This is a genomic window from Vibrio eleionomae, from assembly GCF_009874545.1.
Lineage (GTDB): Bacteria > Pseudomonadota > Gammaproteobacteria > Enterobacterales > Vibrionaceae > Vibrio > Vibrio nitrifigilis.
In genome coordinates this window covers 1-18,584 of record NZ_WEKT01000078.1, presented here as the reverse complement: position 1 = coordinate 18,584, position 18,584 = coordinate 1, and the positions used below count along the sequence as shown (strand labels likewise).

The following is an 18,584-nucleotide window of genomic DNA, read 5'->3' as shown; positions in this document are numbered from 1 at the left end:
TTTCCATCCACGAAATGAGATATAGCAAGAAGTCTCGTACGCATCCTCGCATCGGATGTTTCACGAATAAGTTTTGGGAAGTCAGGGGTGTTCATATCAGCTCCTATTGAAGCTGATATTAGATCATAAAATTAGTGCGATTGGTATAATTTGTTGTGATAAAAGATCTGGTATCTTTTAATAGTACAGAGCTGATGATAATTTAGTTGCTGAATGTTTAGCATCAACTCTATGGAGCATACTGAATGAAGGTATCTTTAACGATATTACTGCTGTCTTATATAGTCTCTAGTGCTGTGTATGCTGCTGATACAACGACAAATGATACTGATGATTCGTTAGTCGATGAGAGAACAAAAGAAGAACACAAAGTGATGGATAATCCTTTCGTGATTATGCCACACAAAGCTAACTACCTTTTACCTGTTACTTATAACCCTCACCCTAATAACAAGCCTTTTCGCGATGATGATGAATACGCTGATTCACTAGATAATTTTGAGGCCAAGTTTCAAATCTCTTTTAAAATGCCTCTTGCTATTGATCTTGTGGGTGATGGTGACTTGTACTTCGCCTATACCAACCAGTCATGGTGGCAGGTATACAATAAAGACAGTTCTGCGCCATTTCGTGAAACCGTCCATGAACCAGAACTATTTTTATTGTTTGATAATGATTGGGAAGTCGCTGGATTTAAAAATTCTTACTGGATGGTCGGTGCTGATCATCAGTCTAATGGGCGTTCTAGTACCCTATCTCGTAGCTGGAATAGACTTTATGGCTCTATGATATTTGATAAAGGCCCATTAGCTCTAAGTACAAAAGTATGGTGGCGTATACCTGAGAGTGAAAAAAGTAGCCCAACAGATGCGACTGGCGATGATAATCCTGATATTACGCATTATATGGGTAACTTTGAATTAACAGGCTTGTATGGTGTGGGTGAGCAACGCTATAGCTTTATGTTTCGTAATAACTTAGAGAAGCACAACCGCGCTGCTCTAGAGTTAACTTGGAGTTATCCAATTCATCGTAATTTACGTGCGTATGTTCAGTATTTTAATGGTTATGGTGAAAGTTTAATTGATTATAACGTTCATACTCAAAGAATTGGTGTGGGTATCGCGTTAAATGATTTGCTGTAATTGGCATATAAAAAAGGAGCGCTAGTCGCTCCTTTTAATTTGGGGTTAGCGGGCGTTCTCTGGGGTTTCTTCCTCTGTATTCGAGGCCATGTTTTTTTCCTCCATTTTTGCCTTTTCAATCATAGGAGTAATGGTTGAACCCTGGATTAAAATGGAGAACACGACAACGGCATAGGTCATGACTAGAATTAATTCTTTCACGTCGATGAGTTTGTCTGGAATCACCATGATCCCTGAAGGGATGGAAAGTGCCATTGCTAACGCTAGCCCACCGCGTAAACCTCCCCAAGTTAGAATGCGAATCGACCATGGGTTATAGGTTCTATAGCGTTTAAAGCCGATGTATGGAACCGCAACACTGGTATAGCGACCCAAAAGAACTAATGGAATAGCAATTGCCATTACTATCCAATCTTCTTCATGAAATTTGAATAGCAACATTGACATACCGATTAACAAAAATAGCACACCATTTAGAAATTCATCCACCAATTCCCAAAAGTGATCTAGGTGTTCTTCACTCTCTTTAGAGAAACCGATAAATCTCGTCCAATTACCAATCATGATGCCTGACACGACCATTGCTAATGGTCCGGATACATGGATGATATCGGCAAATACGAAACCTGCAGTCGGAACGCCGATGGTTAAAAGCAGCTCCATTGAGTGGTCGTTAGTGGCACTGATGAGGTAGTGAAAAATTAAACCCAATACAAAACCATAGATAATGCCGCCTATCGCTTCATGAATGAATAGTCCTGCCACACTTCCGATAGTTGGAGCTTGTGATCCAAAAGCAATAGTGAAAATAGTCACAAAAATAACCAAGCCAAACCCATCATTAAATAGTGATTCCCCTTCAATTTGAGTAGAGATCCTTTTTGGGGCGTTGAGTTTTTTCACAATGGCTAGAACAGCTATCGGGTCTGTGGGTGAGATAAGTGCTCCGAATAGCATGCAATAAACTAATTGCAGATTTATCCCTACGAGCTGACAAAGCCAGTAAAGTCCAAAGCCAATAAAAAAGGTTGAAAAAATAGTGGCTCCGAGTGCTAAAACGGCAATTTCCCATTTTTGATCCTTGAGATTGGGGAGTTTGATTCCTAATCCACCGGCAAATAAAAGAAAACCCAATATTCCTTTAAGTAAAAAATCCTCGAAGTTAATACTAGTCATAGTTTGTCTGGCGATTTGGGTGAGGTTAAACCAATTATTTTGACCAGCAACTAGAATGAGTAAGGAAAGCAGCATTGAACCCGCCGTGATGGCAATTGTTGTTTGCATTTTTCCGATCTTGCTATTGAAAAAAGCAATCAACATTGCAGCGGCAGAGAGAAAACAAAGTGTGTAATAGACTGACATTTTCTTCACTTATGTAACAAACAATGAACGGAAATTGTCGTTCGATGGTGAATAAATAGCAAACACTTTTTGTTGAATGTCTAATCACTATATTTCTTAAGGATTTTTGTTTTTAGACGTCTAGATTTCCATATGAGTTATGGTAGGATGCAAATTAAGCGTAAGGAATGGGGCTGTATTGTGGGTAGTAAAATACGACATCAAATAGAACAACAATTAAAACAACGCATACTGCTAATTGATGGCGGTATGGGGACTATGATTCAAAGTTATAAGCTGGAAGAGGAAGATTACCGAGGAGATCGGTTTGCTGATTGGCATTGTGATCTGAAAGGTAATAATGATCTACTCGTACTCAGTCAGCCTCATTTGATCAAGGAAATCCATTGTGCCTACTTAGAAGCTGGCGCTGATATTCTTGAAACTAATACATTTAATGCCACGACGATTGCAATGGCTGACTATGACATGCAATCTTTGAGCGAAGAGATCAATTTTTCAGCAGCAAAACTGGCTCGCGAAGCCGCTGATGAGTGGACCCGAAAAACACCAGAAAAACCGCGTTATGTCGCGGGAGTTCTCGGTCCTACCAACCGAACATGCTCTATCTCTCCTGACGTGAATGACCCAGGATTTCGTAATGTTTCGTTTGATCAATTAGTTGAGGCGTATTCTGAATCGGCTACTGCCCTTATCAAAGGCGGAGCAGATCTCATCCTAATTGAAACCATATTCGATACCTTAAATGCAAAAGCGTGTGCTTATGCCGTTGAAGTGACGTTCGAACAGTTAGGCGTCGACCTTCCTATCATGATTTCCGGCACTATTACTGATGCCTCTGGCCGTACTTTATCGGGTCAAACTACAGAAGCGTTTTACAACTCTATGCGCCATGTCACGCCTCTATCCTTTGGTTTGAACTGCGCATTAGGACCGGACGAATTACGGCAGTATTTGGGGGAAATGTCGCGTATTTCTGAGACATTTGTTTCAGCACATCCTAACGCCGGACTACCTAACGCGTTTGGTGAATATGACTTATCTCCAGAAGATATGGCGAAGCATATTGGTGAATGGGCTAAAGCGGGTTTTCTTAACTTAGTGGGGGGCTGTTGTGGTACGACTCCAGAACATATTCGTCAGATGGCTCAAGTGGTTGAAGGTGTTCCTCCCCGCCCATTACCCGATATGGCTGTTGAATGTCGTTTATCTGGTTTAGAACCGCTCAATATAGCTAAAGAAACGCTCTTTCTTAACGTTGGCGAAAGAACCAATGTTACGGGTTCTGCTCGCTTTAAACGGTTAATCAAAGAAGAACTCTACGATGAGGCCCTAGATGTTGCGCGTCAACAGGTTGAAAATGGTGCACAAATCATTGATATCAACATGGATGAAGGGATGTTGGATGCTGAAGCATGCATGGTGCGCTTCCTCAATCTTTGTGCGTCAGAGCCAGAAATATCCAAAGTGCCTATCATGGTGGACTCCTCTAAGTGGGAGGTTATTGAAGCGGGCCTGAAATGTATTCAAGGCAAAGGCATCGTTAACTCTATTTCTCTAAAAGAAGGGGAAGAAAAATTCATCGAGCATGCGAAAACGGTGCGCCGCTATGGTGCTGCTGTAATTGTGATGGCTTTTGATGAAGTAGGGCAAGCGGATACTCGTGAGCGTAAGTTACAAATTTGTACTCGGGCTTATCGTATTTTGGTTGATCAAATAGGATTCCCTCCAGAAGATATTATTTTTGACCCCAATATCTTTGCAGTTGCGACTGGTATTGATGAGCATAATAACTACGCGCTCGATTTTATTAATGCTGTCGCCGATATTAAACGAGATCTTCCATATGCCATGATTTCTGGTGGGGTATCAAACGTTTCGTTCTCTTTCCGCGGTAATAATTATGTGCGTGAAGCGATTCACGCGGTATTTCTCTACCATTGTTTTAAAAATGGTATGGATATGGGGATTGTTAATGCTGGCCAGTTAGAAGTCTATGACAATGTGCCTGATAAACTGCGAGAAGCTGTTGAAGATGTTATTTTAAACCGTCGTGATGATGGGACTGAGCGCTTGTTAGAAATCGCAGAAGAGTACCGCTCTAATGCTGTGGGGAAAGAAGAAGATGCTTCCGCTCATGAATGGCGTACTTGGCCAGTAGCGAAACGCCTCGAACATGCATTGGTTAAAGGTATCACAGAGTTTATCGTTGCAGATACGGAAGAAGCTCGCATCAATGCAGCAAAACCGTTGGAAGTGATCGAAGGTCCGTTAATGGACGGCATGAATGTTGTTGGTGATCTCTTTGGTGAAGGAAAAATGTTCCTTCCTCAAGTCGTAAAATCAGCGCGTGTAATGAAGCAGGCTGTTGCTCATTTAGAGCCTTATATTAACGCGGAAAAACAGCAGGGTTCGAGTAACGGTAAAATTCTGTTAGCGACTGTGAAAGGTGATGTACACGATATCGGTAAAAATATCGTTGGTGTGGTGCTGCAATGTAATAACTTTGAAATTATCGACCTTGGTGTCATGGTCCCTTGTGAGAAAATTTTGAAAGTCGCTCAAGAAGAAAATGTCGACATTATCGGATTGTCAGGTCTTATCACACCATCTTTAGATGAAATGGTCCATGTTGCTAAAGAGATGGAGCGTTTGGGATATGAAGTGCCATTACTGATTGGTGGTGCTACAACGTCTAAAGCGCATACCGCAGTCAAAATTGAGCAAAATTACCATAACCCTGTAGTGTATGTGAATAATGCATCTCGAGCTGTTGGTGTTTGCGCTGCATTGCTTTCTGATGAGCAACGTCCTGCGTTTGTTGAAAGGTTGGATGCCGATTACGAACGCACCCGTGAGCAGCATGCTCGCAAAAAGCCCAAATCGCGACCAGTGACTTTAGAAGAGGCAAGAGCCAATAAGGTCGCTCTCGACTGGGATTCATATACTCCGCCTAAGCCGGCTAAACCTGGCATTCATGTCTTCGAAAATATGTCGGTGAATACCTTACGCCAATATATCGATTGGACACCATTTTTCATGACATGGTCATTAATGGGTAAATACCCAGCGATTTTTGAACATGAGGAAGTGGGAGAAGAAGCAAAACGTCTATTCCACGACGCAAATGAATGGTTAGATCGTATTGAAGCTGAAGGTTTACTGACTGCATCAGGAATTTGCGGTTTATTTCCAGCCGCTTGTATCGGTGATGACATTGAAGTATATGCGGATGAAAATCGTAGCGACGTGAGCCATATTTTGCATCATCTACGGCAACAAACATTGAAACCTAAAGGTCCTAACTACTGCTTATCTGATTATGTAGCGCCAAAAGAAAGTGGTAAAGAAGATTGGATTGGCGCATTTGCGGTAACGGGAGGGATCAATGAGCGTGAACTTGCTGATGAATTTAAAGCACAAGGTGACGATTATAATGCCATCATGGTTCAAGCTGTAGCAGACCGTTTAGCGGAAGCATTTGCCGAGTATTTACATCAGGTGGTTCGTAAAGATCTTTGGGGTTATGCTCCTGATGAAGCGTTGTCTAATGATGACCTTATTCGGGAAAAATATCAGGGTATTCGCCCTGCTCCAGGCTACGCTGCCTGTCCGGAACATACCGAGAAAGGTCAGATATGGGAGTTACTGAATGTTGAAGAGGCGATTGGTATGCAATTGACCTCCAGTTATGCAATGTATCCTGGAGCTTCAGTCTCTGGTTGGTATTTCTCTCATCCTGACTCACGTTATTTTGCCGTGGCTCAAATTCAAGCCGATCAAGTTGCAAGTTACGCAGAACGCAAAGGTTGGGACCTACTTGAAGCAGAGAAGTGGTTAGGACCGAATATTAATGGTTAGTTAGTACTTTGCATAAAACAAAGGCCATCGTTATAGCGATGGCCTTTTTACACTCTCGTTGTTGTTTTATTTAATTTAGCTTTTTATTTAATTCTTTATTCAAATAGTTCAGCGTGTAGGTGCTGAATGACTTCTTTAGCTGAAGAAGAGTCGACTAAGAAGCAAAGGTTATGATCACTTGCGCCATAACAGATCATTCGTAGGTTGAAATTATCTAACACCCCAAAGACTTGTTTTGCATAGCCTCGGTTTTCCATTTGGTTACCGATTAGCGCTACTAGACTTAAATCATGCTCTACTTTTACAGTACATAAATCTTGTAATTCATCTTTAACCGCTTGAGGTAGTTCTGGTGAACCACCAGAAGTGTCGGTTTTATCGAGGGTTAACGAGACACTGATTTCTGAAGTAGTAATCAAATCAACTGAAATTTTATGTTTAGCAAGAATTTCAAATACTTTGGCTAAGAAACCGTAGGTTTGGAACATGTTTGCACTGTGCAGCGTTACCATGGTTTGGTTTGAACGTAATGCTAATGCTCGGAATTGGGGAGCGCTTTCAACTTCTTGGCGGATCCAAGTACCACCTTTTTCTGGTTCTTTTGACGATCCCACAAACACAGGGATACCGTCGCGGAGAGCGGGTAATAATGTTGACGGGTGCAGTATTTTAGCACCAAAGTTAGCCATCTCAGATGCTTCACTAAAACTGATTTCTGGAATTGGTTTAGCATGAGGAGCAATACGAGGGTCGGTGCTGTAGATCCCTGGAACATCAGTCCAGATTTCTAGACCAGAAGCTTGTACGGCTTCTGCAATTAGTGCCGCGGAATAGTCACTACCACCGCGTCCTAATGTAGTGGTTATGCCTTGTTCGTCAGAGCCGATAAAGCCTTGAGTAATTACGACATGTTGTTGGCAGAGTGGGGTGAGCTTCTCTTGAGCTAATGCGCTAATCTCATTTAATTGAGGCTCTGCCTTACCGTAATTATCATCAGTACGAAGTACATCACGAATATCAAAGCGTACAGCATTTACACCGCGTTCTCGCATCAATTGAGCCAGAATGTGAGTGGACATAAGTTCGCCACAAGCAACTAAATGGTCGGTCAATTTTTTGCTCGATTGGAAAGACGCGGCTTCAGCGCAGCTTTTTACTACATCTAAAATAGCATGAACGTCTTTTTCTACCTGAGTAGGTTCAGCTAATTGGTCAATAATCGTGTGGTGAATCTCTGCAATTTGCGTAATTATTTGCGCACGTTGTTCTGGTTCTGCAATGCCATTTGCTAGTTCGACAAGCAGGTTAGTGACTCCTGAACATGCACTGCTTACGACCAGTTTAGTTTGAGGGTTGTTTTCAATAATAGCTGAACAACGACTCATCGCAGCGAAGTCCGCTACACTGGTTCCGCCAAACTTAGCCACATTAAATGCGCTCACGATAGATTCTCCCAATACTTCCTAAATGATAATGTTAGGCTGATATACCCAGCCAGTGTCCTAAACCGTATCTAATGAGATATGAGCATTGAACATCACTCACACCGATGAGTTATTATGCCATTTTGTGTGTATATTCTTGTATATCAATAGCTTGTTTTTATCGGTATTGCTCAATATCTAATATAGATGGTTATTTTAAGAGAGGATGCTAAGAGCAAAGTAGAGGTGTAACTTAAGGAAGGTTATTACCTCAGAAGCTCTTCGTTAGATAGAACTAACGACAGTTGAAGGGATTCAGCCCATTCACCCGACAAATCATGACCACATTATGATTCACCTCGGCACTACTCCCCCTCAATGTTTTGTCTTGGAGTTGTGGCTCCACAAAACAGCTACCTGGGTAGTGCTCCTCTTCTGCTTGATTGCCTTTTCATTGAACGTTTTTGAGCGTGGAATGTCAATCGTAAATTGCATGAATATTTTGATAATCGGCAAATCAATGCATTATTTTTAGTTTCATACCTTAGTGAGGCAGTGGAAAGGAATATTTGGCGGGATTTTAAATCACTGTCTAACCTTAATGAGCACTTAATCACTACAGGAAGGGAGCATGTCAATCGAGAGCTTTTATCCACCGAGAAGAATATTGATGGGACCTGGACCGTCAGATATTTCACACAGAGTATTACAGGCACTAAGTCGACCTACCGTAGGACATTTAGATCCACTGTTTATCGGAATGATGGATGAACTGAAAGTACTACTTCAATATGCCTTTCAAACAAAAAATGCATTTACCATTGCTGTCTCTGCTCCGGGAAGCGCGGGAATGGAGGCGTGTTTTGTTAATATGGTAGAACCCGGGGATAAGGTGATCATTTGTCGTAATGGGGTCTTTGGTGAGCGTATGCGCGAAAATGTCGTGCGGTGCGGTGGAAAGCCAATTGTTGTTGATGATGAATGGGGAGCTCCTGTCTCTATAGATAAAGTTGAACAAGCACTGAAAGAAAACCCAGATGCAAAAATTTTGGCATTTGTTCATGCTGAAACCTCAACGGGAGCCTTGAGTGATGCGCAAGAGCTTGGTGCATTGGCTAAACGATTTGGCATTCTGACTATTGTTGATGCTGTGACTTCTCTTGGTGGAGTACCTTTGCTGGTGGATGAGTGGCAGTTAGATGCCGTTTATTCTGGCAGTCAAAAATGTTTATCGTGTGTACCTGGTTTGTCTCCTCTCACTTTTTCTCCTGCTGCTATTGAAAAAATTCAGTCACGTTCAACGCCCATCCAGAGTTGGTTTTTAGATCAGAGTTTGGTGTTGGGGTATTGGAGTGGCGATGGTAAACGTAGTTATCACCATACAGCACCAGTCAATAGCTTGTATGCTTTGCATGAAGCGTTAATTTTATTGCAAAACGAAGGATTAGAGATGGCCTGGCGTCGTCATCAAAATATGCATGATGTGCTAAAACTAGGCTTAGAAATGATGGGATTTAAATTTGTGGTTGATGCTAGATACCGCTTACCTCAACTTAATGCGGTATATTTTCCTCAAGGGATTGATGAGGCAACCATCCGGCGACAATTACTGGACACTTATAATTTAGAAATTGGGGCAGGATTAGGGGAGCTAGCAGGAAAAGCTTGGCGTATTGGTCTGATGGGCTATGGCGCTCGTGAAGAAAATGTCGCTTTATGTTTACATGCATTAGATACCATACTTCATAAAGAGTAATCAGCTGACGAGATCAGAGTAGGGATACTGAGTATCCCTACGTTCATAAAGCTAAGGTTTTGATATGCTGACTGAACTACTGACTGACGATATGGTGTCAACTATCCTACCGTTTTCATAACGAATATGGCTAAAGTCTATATTTGGAAAGAGAAATTCTGCTTCAGATCGAATTTGATCAGCTCGACTCTTTTCACCAATAAATTGATAAGCAAAGATCAAATTGCGGTAAAAAATAGGCCGAGGTTGTCGTTTTATTATTTCAAGTGACCAATCTATATAAGGTTGAATATACGCTGATTTATTTTCATCAAGCCCGAGTTTGAGATAAGTCGTGTAGGTGTCCCAATCAAAGCGATCTTTCCATACGGTCAGGTTCGTCACTTGCTCTAAAAGTGCAGGATCATGATCTTTGGTGCGTTCAAACTTAGCCAATACATAATTGGTTTGTAGCGAAGTAAGCATAAAAGCTGTTGTGAGTGCGGGCACCAATAATGAGCTAATCCGCAGAATTCGTTTGATCGTTAATGAGAAAGTGAGTTGATGAAAGTGGATAGAGCGCTGATCTATCCAATAAAGGAGAATCAAAAAAGTAATCCAGTGGGCTGCGGAATGATAGAAGGGATACTCTAGCTGAGTGTGAAGCGCTATAGGTACCAACAGGGCAAATAGAGCGAGTCGAGTTCCTTTTTTTGTTTGAGATATACGCAGTAATACAAATGCCGCAGCAATAAAAATACCCGCAATAGGTACCAGTCCCCCTTCAACTGCCCAATACAGTAGCTCGTTATGAGGGTGATCCATACTCGGTAGACCTGGGTGATAGCTTGGGTTTAGTTGGTGTTGGCGCGCGGTGTACAGGGCGTACTTCTCTTCAAATTTCCCATAACCATAGCCTGTAAATGGTTTTTCTATAACCATATCAATCGCTTGGGGGAATGTGTAACGCCTTGGTGATTCCAAGTCGGCTTTGTTGCTAACTACACCTCCGGTGGATTGAATAAATAGAGTAGAAATACCGATAGCAAGCCCAATAATCAGTAAGCTTACCCAGATATAGAAACGTTTCTTTGATGCATATTTGTATAGGTAAGGCAGTATAAGAGCGACACCCAAAATCGTACCGAGCCAAGCCGTTCGTGACGCAAGTACTACGAGTAAAGGTAGGGTGATAAGCGGAGTGAAAAAAAGGACGCCTAACTCTTTCACATTACGGCCGTATTTGGTGGCCTGTCTTGCCAGAAGATAGGCTGATAACATTAGCCCTGTAGCGAGAAAGCTTGCCATAACATTGGGTTGACGGAATGTACCATAAGGGCGAAGGTATTTTACGCCTTCAGCAGCAGGTTGAAAGTTACCGAGAAACTGATAAATACCGATAAATGCTTCAATAAGAACACCCAGTAAAATTAACCATAGCAATGACTGTTTTTCTTTATTGCTAAACCGGAATTGTTGCAGCATCAAAAAGAAAATAAAACCACTCCAAAGGCCGATAAGTCTCATGTAGCTCTGGGAGAAAGAAGCGTCATGATAAAAAACCGGGATGGTCATGAGTAGGCAGGCACAAAACAAGCTGATAGTCAGTTTGGTATAACGCAGTATTCTTTGATTAGCCAACTGGTAGAACCCTACTGCAACAGCAAAGCTTAGCACCATCCATGTTGTATTATTGAAAGGAAGGTGTAGTCCGGCACCTCCTATATTTGGCATGTAGAAATGCATCGCGTAGAGATAAATTATACCGATAAGATAGATAAACGGTTTGTTAAGCGGAACCTTGGGAGCGTCCGGTTCCATTTTTGTTCCACTTAAAAGCACTAATGCCATATATCTCTCGCTTGTTGAACAAAGAGACCAGCGCATCAGCTGGTCTCTACTACCTAAATGATTGTAAGACGAGAGCCTGATGAAAACTTACTATCTTACTCTTGCTTTAATAATCCATTTGAAGGTGACAAAATTACGGAACTTTCTATTTTAACATAGGCTTAAGGAATCTGGCGGTATGAGAGCCTTTTACTTTTGCAACATCTTCCGGTGAGCCTTGGGCGATAATCTCACCACCGCCTTGACCACCTTCTGGTCCTAGATCGATAATCCAATCAGCAGTTTTGATAACATCTAAATTATGCTCAATGACGACGACAGTATTACCGCGATCACGTAATTGGTTTAAAACACTGAGCAATTGTTGAATATCATAAAAGTGTAGACCAGTTGTTGGCTCATCTAAAATATACAGAGTCTTACCTGTATCACGTTTCGACAGTTCTCTCGCAAGTTTTACCCGCTGTGCTTCTCCGCCTGATAATGTTGTCGCTGCTTGCCCTAAGCGAATATAAGATAGCCCCACATCCATTAATGTCTGCAGTTTACGAGCAATAGCTGGAACTGGATCGAAAAATGAACGTGCTTCTTCGATGGTCATATTCAAAACTTCATCGATGGTTTTGCCTTTGTAGCGAACTTCTAAGGTTTCGCGGTTATAGCGTTTGCCTTTACATACATCACAAGGAACGTAAACATCAGGCAAGAAGTGCATTTCAACTTTAATCACACCATCGCCTTGACAGGCTTCACAGCGTCCTCCACGAACATTAAAGCTAAAACGCCCGGGTTTATAACCGCGAGAACGTGATTCCTGAGTACCCGCAAACAGTTCACGGATAGGTGTGAATATACCTGTGTAAGTCGCTGGGTTAGAGCGAGGAGTACGACCAATTGGGCTTTGATCAATAGCAATGACTTTATCAAAATGCTCAAGACCTTTGATCGATTTGTAAGGCGCTGGTGTTGAGGTTGTAGCTCCATTTAATGCCGTTTGAGCAATTTTATAAAACGTGTCATTAATTAATGTTGATTTACCCGAACCTGATACTCCAGTAATGCATGTAAATAAGCCAACGGGAATCGACATATCGACATTTTTTAGGTTATTGCCTGAAGCCCCGAGTACTTGAACTGTTTTTTTCGGATCCGGTGCAACGCGCTTTTTAGGGATTTCAATACAACGTGTCCCGTTTAAGTATTGGCCAGTTATTGAGTCCGGATTAGCAATGATTTCATCCACAGTGCCTTCTGCAACCACTTGCCCGCCATGAACGCCTGCTCCTGGGCCAATATCAATAACGTGATCGGCAGTACGAATCGCATCTTCATCGTGTTCAACAACGAGTACGGTATTACCGAGATCTCTCAGATGAGTAAGGGTGTTAAGCAAGCGTTCATTATCACGTTGATGAAGACCGATTGAGGGCTCATCAAGAACATACATTACCCCAACTAAGCCGGCACCAATTTGACTGGCTAATCGAATACGTTGGGCTTCGCCGCCAGATAAAGTATCAGCACTACGTGATAAGTTGAGATAGTTAAGTCCGACGTTGACCAAAAAGTGTAAACGGTCTTTGATCTCCTTCATCACTTTCTCAGCGATCTTAGCTTTTTGACCCTCAAGTTTTAAGTGATCAAAAAACGCTAAAGAGTCGGCAATACTCAGTTCGACGATTTCAGGTAGAGTTGTATCATTAATAAATACATTACGAGCTTCTTCTCGTAGTCGAGTGCCATTACAGCTTGCACAAGACTTTGTCGAAATGTACTTGCTCAGTTCTTCTCGAACAGAGCTTGAATCTGTCTCTTTGTAGCGTCGATCTAAGGTATTAAGAATCCCTTCAAACGGATGGTGTTTTACTCGCAAATCACCACGATCATTAACGTATTTAAATTCAATGTCGGTATGACCTGAACCGTGTAAGATTACGTCACGGATCTTTTTCGGAAGTTTCTCAAATGGTGTTGTGAGCTTAAATTTATAATGATCTGCTAATGACGTTAGCATTTGGAAATAATAGAAGTTACGTTTATCCCAACCACGAATAGCGCCATCCGCTAAGCTTAGGTTCGGGTCTTGCACTACGCGGTCTTCATCGAAATATTGTTGAACGCCTAATCCATCACAGGTTGGGCAGGCACCTGCAGGATTATTGAATGAGAAAAGGCGAGGTTCGAGTTCTTGCATGCTGTAGCCACAATGAGGACAAGCAAAGTTGGCAGAGAAAACTTGTTCTTCACCTTCACCACTCATTGGCGCAGCAATAACGACACCACCAGAAAGTTCTAGTGCTGTTTCAAAAGATTCGGCCAAACGTTGCTGTAAATCTGAGCGAACTTTAAAGCGATCAACAACGACTTCGATGGTATGTTTTTTTTGTAGTTCTAGCGCTGGTGGATCTGAAAGATCGCAAGTTTCACCATCAATACGAGCGCGGATAAAGCCTTGTGACGCTAAATTTTGTAGTGTTTTAACATGTTCACCTTTACGCTCTTTAATGATAGGCGCAAGGAGCATCATTTTTTCACCTTCAGGCAGCTCCAGTACTTTATCAACCATTTGGCTGACCGTTTGTGCCTTTAGGGGAACGTGATGGACAGGACAACGAGGTTCACCAATACGCGCAAATAGTAGGCGTAAGTAGTCGTATACTTCGGTAATGGTGCCGACCGTTGAACGTGGGTTATGTGATGTTGATTTCTGCTCTATTGAGATTGCAGGAGATAAGCCCTCAATATGGTCTACATCAGGTTTTTCCATTAAAGATAGGAATTGTCGCGCGTAGGCTGAAAGAGATTCAACATATCGGCGTTGGCCTTCTGCATAAAGAGTATCGAATGCTAGCGATGATTTTCCTGAACCTGATAAACCAGTGATAACAACGAGTTTATCTCTCGGGATCGTTAGATTTATATTTTTTAGATTATGGGTTCGAGCACCACGTACTTCTATTTTATCCATCACTCTGCTCTACATGTTTTACCAAGATGAACAAGTATTACATAGAGTGAGTTTTGTGCAAAGAAATACTGGATAAAAAAACAGTTAGGACAAGCCTAACTGTTTTTTAAGAAAGAGTTTATTAGCTACGATGAGTGGATTTCTTATCGAGTTCAACCTTTTGTGAATTTTTCTTGTAAAGGTTTTCGTAGCAGTAGTTGGTTGCTTCGATGTAACCTTCAACACTACCACAGTCAAAACGATGACCTTTAAATTTATACGCTAATACGCAGCCTGTTTTCGCTTGCTGAAGTAGTGCGTCAGTGATTTGAATCTCTCCACCTTTACCTGGGTTGGTTTTTTCAATGATATCGAAAATATCTGGAGTCAAAATATAGCGACCAATAATAGCTAAATTACTTGGCGCTTTTCCTGGTTCTGGTTTCTCAACCATGTCATCAACGCGGAAAATATCATCTTTGATCATTTCTCCAGAGATCACGCCGTACTTGTGAGTTTCATCTTCTGGCACTTCTTGTACTGCAACAATTGAACAGCGGAACTGTTTATACAATTCAGCCATTTGAGCAAGGACGCCTTTATCCTGATTAACGCATAAGTCATCGGCGAGAACAACAGCAAAAGCTTCGTCTCCAACGAGTTCTCGGCCGGTTAAAATTGCGTGACCCAGCCCTTTCATTTCACGTTGACGGATATAGGTAAAGTTGGCTCTATCCATGATGTCTCGAACATCGACGAGCAGCTCTTCTTTGTTTGTACCACGAATTTGATTTTCTAATTCGTAGTTCATATCGAAGTGGTCCATGATGGAGTGTTTTCCACGCCCTGTAACGATACACATTCCATCCATACCTGCTTGAATGGCTTCTTCAACCCCATATTCGATTAGGGGCTTGTTCACCACAGGCATCATTTCTTTTGGCATAGATTTAGTTGCAGGAAGAAAGCGGGTGCCATAGCCTGCCGCAGGGAAAAGGCACTTTTTAATCATGGTAATAACCTATTTTGCACGTTTCTTTAAGAATATACGTATAAATTATCATGACAAGGTATTGGATTCACAGGTGTTGATGCGCGTAATGTGCTTGAATCCGCATTTAGCTCAGTAAATTTTGCTTTCCCCATTCGACGGCTTCAATTCGTTTTTTGACGTTGAGTTTTTTATATAGAGCATAGAGATGTGATTTGACGGTTGATTCCGCGATAAAAAGATCATCGGCAATTCTGGTATTTGAGAAGCCTTCTTTTAGCAGTTGTAAGATTTCAATTTCTCTTTGGCTGAGTTGTGGATAGGTTTTACGGTAATAGATATCTAAATTGCATTGGAGATAATTGACGAGCTGCTGATAACTCTCGGTGGGAAGACAATGAGAACCGTTAATGATCTCTATTAGTCCTGCTGTAATATACTCGGTTTCTGCATGAGAATAAAAAAGTCCTTTTAAACGTCCAAAGGAGAGGTGTTCATCCGTATCTAAACGGCGTGGTACGTTGTAAAGAATTACCTCAAATAACCCCTCATGTAAGCGAATTGGCGCGAGTGCTTTTCTCACTGAGTAATGGTCTTGATAGTCTATGAGTAAAATCTGATAAGATTTATCATAATAGGTTAACATTACGTCTTCGATCGTCACAATTTGCAAAGGGATCGAATGTGCAGAACATTGCTTAAGAAGTTTGTTATCACAGACGTTGTTACCTAAACGAATCCAGCGAATGTATCTTGTGTGTTTTGATTGCATAACGTAATCCTAACGATGAGATAAAGGATTACTGTCACTAATTACTGGGAAGATGACGATAAGCTATCCTCTATTTTGCGTCAGATTTCTTGCCTTTGGGTTTGCTCTGAGTAACCACTCATTCTAAAGATTGATATTTGCCGCAATTTAAAACCTAAATTGAACAAACAAGAGATAGATTTCTGCTAAGGTCAATTTAGAGGTAAAGTTCGGAGAGGAGCACCATCGCTTCTTGAGCAGAGATTGGTGTGATGGATAAAGCGTGTTATCCTTGCCGACTAATTTTTAGTAATTACAGTTTAGACGGAGCAGAACATGGCAAGCCGTGGTGTGAACAAAGTAATATTAGTAGGTAACCTAGGTACCGATCCTGAGGTTCGCTACATGCCAAATGGCGGAGCAGTGGCGAATATCACTGTTGCAACGTCAGATTCATGGCGTGATAAAGCAACAGGTGAACAGCGAGAAAAAACTGAATGGCACCGTGTTGCTCTGTTTGGCAAATTAGCTGAAGTAGCAGGTGAATACTTGCGTAAAGGCTCTCAAGTTTATATTGAAGGTCAACTACAAACTCGTAAATGGCAAGACCAAAGTGGTCAAGACCGCTACACAACCGAAGTCGTTGTTCAAGGTTTTAATGGCACCATGCAAATGCTTGGTGGTCGTCAAGGTGGCGGTCAAGGTATGGCTCCACAACAGCAGCAACAACAAGGCGGATGGGGTCAGCCTCAACAGCCAGCGGCTCAGCCTCAATATCAACAACAAAAACCTCAGCAAGCGCCTCAACAGGCTCCACAGCAGCAGCCTCAGTATAATGAGCCGCCAATGGATTTTGATGATGACATCCCATTCTAAATAATTGATTTAGAAATAAAAAAGTTCACGCATTGTGTGAACTTTTTTTATGGGCTTGAGTTAGTAGTACGGCTAAAAAATCTGTTGGCGTTGCCGTATTAGTATTTACTGTCGATATATTTTTCAATATATTCTTTCACCTTCGCTCGTTCCTCACGAGTTTTAGAGGTGATGTGAAATTCAATCTGATTGACGGTTCGTAAACGGTTGATGTAGTGCATTTCAACATTAATATCTGTCAATTGATTAATCTCTTGTATCGGTTTTAACAGAGCTCGTTCTTTAAAGTGTTGCCAGCATTTTAGTGTATCTTCTACACCAAACTGTTTACGCAGTTTATCTACTTCAATCGTAAATGATTTTTTTACCTGCCAAGATTTACACATTTCATATAAACGAATGGAGTAATAGCTGGTTAAAAATGCAATATTAATAAATTTGTACTGGGTGTAAGGCGGTTCTACGTAGTGTACAAGAGGAGTGTACGCATCTGAAATTCTAATTTTTGCTTCATTCTTAGATGGAAATTCAACTGAATCGATGATCGCTTCATTTATTGATGTGACTTCGCCTTCAACTTTGAAAGGTGCGCCTTCCATAGTAGCAAGGGCTTCACGAATACCCGCAAAGTTATTAGATTGTAGGGTCAAACCAATCGCTTGGCAGTATTCTTTAATATTGATATCAACCACATGTTGCTGTTTATCCGCCAAGGTAGCAAAACAGTACTTGATCACTTTGTACTGATTGTAAGAAATCTTATATTCAGATGCTTGAATAAACTCATTACTTTTTACTACGACTTTATTACGCATTTTACTAATGTTGATCGATGGGGATTTTTTTATCGTCATAGTCTCACCATACTACTGCTACATTGACACGGTTTCATGAACGGTCTCTATTACAGTTTTCCTGTTGTCTCACTGTCTGTAAGGTTGATCCCGTTTATTAGGGAAGATAACCATCGATGCTTAATTCAATTAAGCTTAGTTGGTTGTAAAACCAAATGTTGTTATTGTTTAGTTTCTTTTTATGTAGAACATTAAGGTAAGTGTTTGTAAAATAATTAATTATTTTCCTGTGGTTCATAGCTACAACGATGCTAAACGTACAATAACGATAATGGTTACTAAATTGAAATATCTACAAACTTTGCACTTGTAATCTGAGCCAGATGTTGAGGGGCTATTTTTACCACAACGCCTCGCCCACCAGCATTGACGTACATAGATGTAATTTGCTCAAGCTCTTGAGCGATAAAAACAGGCATGAGCTTAAATACGCCTAGAGGACTCGTACCACCAGACTGAAAGCCTGTCATTTGGGTCGACTTTTCCGCATTCATCATGCGAGCTTTTTTACCGTCAATTAGCGCCGCTATTGCTTCCATATTCGTTTTTTTATGTGCGGGAAGTACAGCGCAGACCGGGTGTTTCTTGTCTACTTCAATAATGAGTGTTTTAGCCACATTGGTTTCCGCTTGCCCCATAGATTTAGCTGCTTGAACCCCGATAGCAGAGCCTTGGGGGTTATATTCATAAGTTTCTATAGAATAGGAGAATCCACTTTCGGATAAAATTTCACGAACTGTTTCTTGCATATAAATAAACCAAAAAAGTAAAAGGAATTACTAATAAC

12 protein-coding genes and 1 riboswitch are annotated in these 18,584 nt (G+C 41.4%); of the genes, 4 read left to right on the top strand and 8 right to left on the bottom strand.

Annotation, left to right across the window (positions count from 1 at the left end; genetic code table 11):
• Positions 1 to 245: 245 nt before the first annotated feature.
• Positions 246 to 1,145, top strand: coding sequence for a phospholipase A (locus tag F9817_RS22220; protein ID WP_161158395.1), 900 nt, complete (start codon positions 246 to 248; stop codon positions 1,143 to 1,145).
• A gap of 45 nt (positions 1,146 to 1,190) precedes the next feature.
• Here F9817_RS22220 and F9817_RS22215 read toward each other — a convergent pair whose 3' ends face one another.
• Positions 1,191 to 2,507: a cation:proton antiporter gene (locus tag F9817_RS22215; RefSeq protein WP_161158397.1), complete on the bottom strand. Its 1,317-nt coding sequence runs from the start codon at positions 2,505 to 2,507 to the stop codon at positions 1,191 to 1,193.
• 180 nt (positions 2,508 to 2,687) lie between these two features.
• Here F9817_RS22215 and metH point away from each other — a divergent pair, with 180 nt between their 5' ends.
• Complete coding sequence (gene metH, locus F9817_RS22210) at positions 2,688 to 6,368, top strand: methionine synthase (RefSeq protein WP_161158396.1); 3,681 nt, start codon at positions 2,688 to 2,690, stop codon at positions 6,366 to 6,368.
• Positions 6,369 to 6,463: 95 nt separating this feature from the next.
• On the opposite strand, the gene lysC is transcribed toward metH, so the two are convergent.
• Positions 6,464 to 7,810, bottom strand: coding sequence for a lysine-sensitive aspartokinase 3 (gene lysC / locus F9817_RS22205; protein ID WP_161158394.1), 1,347 nt, complete (start codon positions 7,808 to 7,810; stop codon positions 6,464 to 6,466).
• 249 nt (positions 7,811 to 8,059) lie between these two features.
• A riboswitch (Lysine riboswitch) is annotated at positions 8,060 to 8,235 on the bottom strand.
• Positions 8,236 to 8,423: 188 nt separating this feature from the next.
• Here lysC and F9817_RS22200 point away from each other — a divergent pair.
• Positions 8,424 to 9,548 carry a pyridoxal-phosphate-dependent aminotransferase family protein gene (locus F9817_RS22200; protein ID WP_161158393.1) on the top strand — a complete coding sequence of 375 codons (1,125 nt, stop codon included), beginning with the start codon at positions 8,424 to 8,426 and terminating at the stop codon, positions 9,546 to 9,548.
• Between the two features lie 51 nt (positions 9,549 to 9,599).
• Here F9817_RS22200 and F9817_RS22195 read toward each other — a convergent pair whose 3' ends face one another.
• The 4 genes from F9817_RS22195 to F9817_RS24350 form a co-directional block, all read right to left on the bottom strand.
• A complete protein-coding gene (locus F9817_RS22195) occupies positions 9,600 to 11,378 on the bottom strand; it encodes a PglL family O-oligosaccharyltransferase (RefSeq protein WP_161158392.1) in 1,779 nt (592 codons plus the stop codon).
• A gap of 145 nt (positions 11,379 to 11,523) precedes the next feature.
• On the bottom strand, positions 11,524 to 14,346 hold the full coding sequence (gene uvrA, locus F9817_RS22190; protein WP_161158391.1) for an excinuclease ABC subunit UvrA: 2,823 nt from the start codon (positions 14,344 to 14,346) through the stop codon (positions 11,524 to 11,526).
• A 121-nt stretch (positions 14,347 to 14,467) separates the two neighbouring features.
• On the bottom strand, positions 14,468 to 15,337 hold the full coding sequence (galU, locus tag F9817_RS22185; protein WP_161158390.1) for a UTP--glucose-1-phosphate uridylyltransferase GalU: 870 nt from the start codon (positions 15,335 to 15,337) through the stop codon (positions 14,468 to 14,470).
• 106 nt (positions 15,338 to 15,443) lie between these two features.
• Entirely contained in the window at positions 15,444 to 16,088 is a 645-nt protein-coding gene (locus tag F9817_RS24350) for a helix-turn-helix transcriptional regulator (RefSeq protein ID WP_161158389.1), read from the bottom strand.
• 315 nt (positions 16,089 to 16,403) lie between these two features.
• Between F9817_RS24350 and F9817_RS22175 the strand changes: the two genes are divergently transcribed.
• Complete coding sequence (locus F9817_RS22175) at positions 16,404 to 16,943, top strand: single-stranded DNA-binding protein (RefSeq protein ID WP_161158388.1); 540 nt, start codon at positions 16,404 to 16,406, stop codon at positions 16,941 to 16,943.
• 98 nt (positions 16,944 to 17,041) lie between these two features.
• Here F9817_RS22175 and F9817_RS22170 read toward each other — a convergent pair whose 3' ends face one another.
• A complete protein-coding gene (locus F9817_RS22170; RefSeq protein WP_161158387.1) occupies positions 17,042 to 17,797 on the bottom strand; it encodes a replication initiation protein in 756 nt (251 codons plus the stop codon).
• Positions 17,798 to 18,075: 278 nt separating this feature from the next.
• Positions 18,076 to 18,546, bottom strand: coding sequence for a YbaK/EbsC family protein (locus F9817_RS22165; protein WP_161158386.1), 471 nt, complete (start codon positions 18,544 to 18,546; stop codon positions 18,076 to 18,078).
• Positions 18,547 to 18,584: the final 38 nt, after the last annotated feature.

What these genes read in the sequence shown, in the direction of transcription:
- F9817_RS22165 (WP_161158386.1), bottom strand. Translation starts at nt 18,546, where the DNA reads ATGCAAGAAACAGTTCGTGAAATTTTATCCGAAAGTGGATTCTCCTAT.
- F9817_RS22175 (WP_161158388.1), top strand. Translation starts at nt 16,404, where the DNA reads ATGGCAAGCCGTGGTGTGAACAAAGTAATATTAGTAGGTAACCTAGGT.
- F9817_RS22215 (WP_161158397.1), bottom strand. Translation starts at nt 2,507, where the DNA reads ATGTCAGTCTATTACACACTTTGTTTTCTCTCTGCCGCTGCAATGTTG.
- F9817_RS22220 (WP_161158395.1), top strand. Translation starts at nt 246, where the DNA reads ATGAAGGTATCTTTAACGATATTACTGCTGTCTTATATAGTCTCTAGT.
- F9817_RS22200 (WP_161158393.1), top strand. Translation starts at nt 8,424, where the DNA reads ATGTCAATCGAGAGCTTTTATCCACCGAGAAGAATATTGATGGGACCT.
- F9817_RS22195 (WP_161158392.1), bottom strand. Translation starts at nt 11,378, where the DNA reads ATGGCATTAGTGCTTTTAAGTGGAACAAAAATGGAACCGGACGCTCCC.
- F9817_RS22170 (WP_161158387.1), bottom strand. Translation starts at nt 17,797, where the DNA reads ATGACGATAAAAAAATCCCCATCGATCAACATTAGTAAAATGCGTAAT.
- F9817_RS24350 (WP_161158389.1), bottom strand. Translation starts at nt 16,088, where the DNA reads ATGCAATCAAAACACACAAGATACATTCGCTGGATTCGTTTAGGTAAC.
- galU (WP_161158390.1), bottom strand. Translation starts at nt 15,337, where the DNA reads ATGATTAAAAAGTGCCTTTTCCCTGCGGCAGGCTATGGCACCCGCTTT.
- uvrA (WP_161158391.1), bottom strand. Translation starts at nt 14,346, where the DNA reads ATGGATAAAATAGAAGTACGTGGTGCTCGAACCCATAATCTAAAAAAT.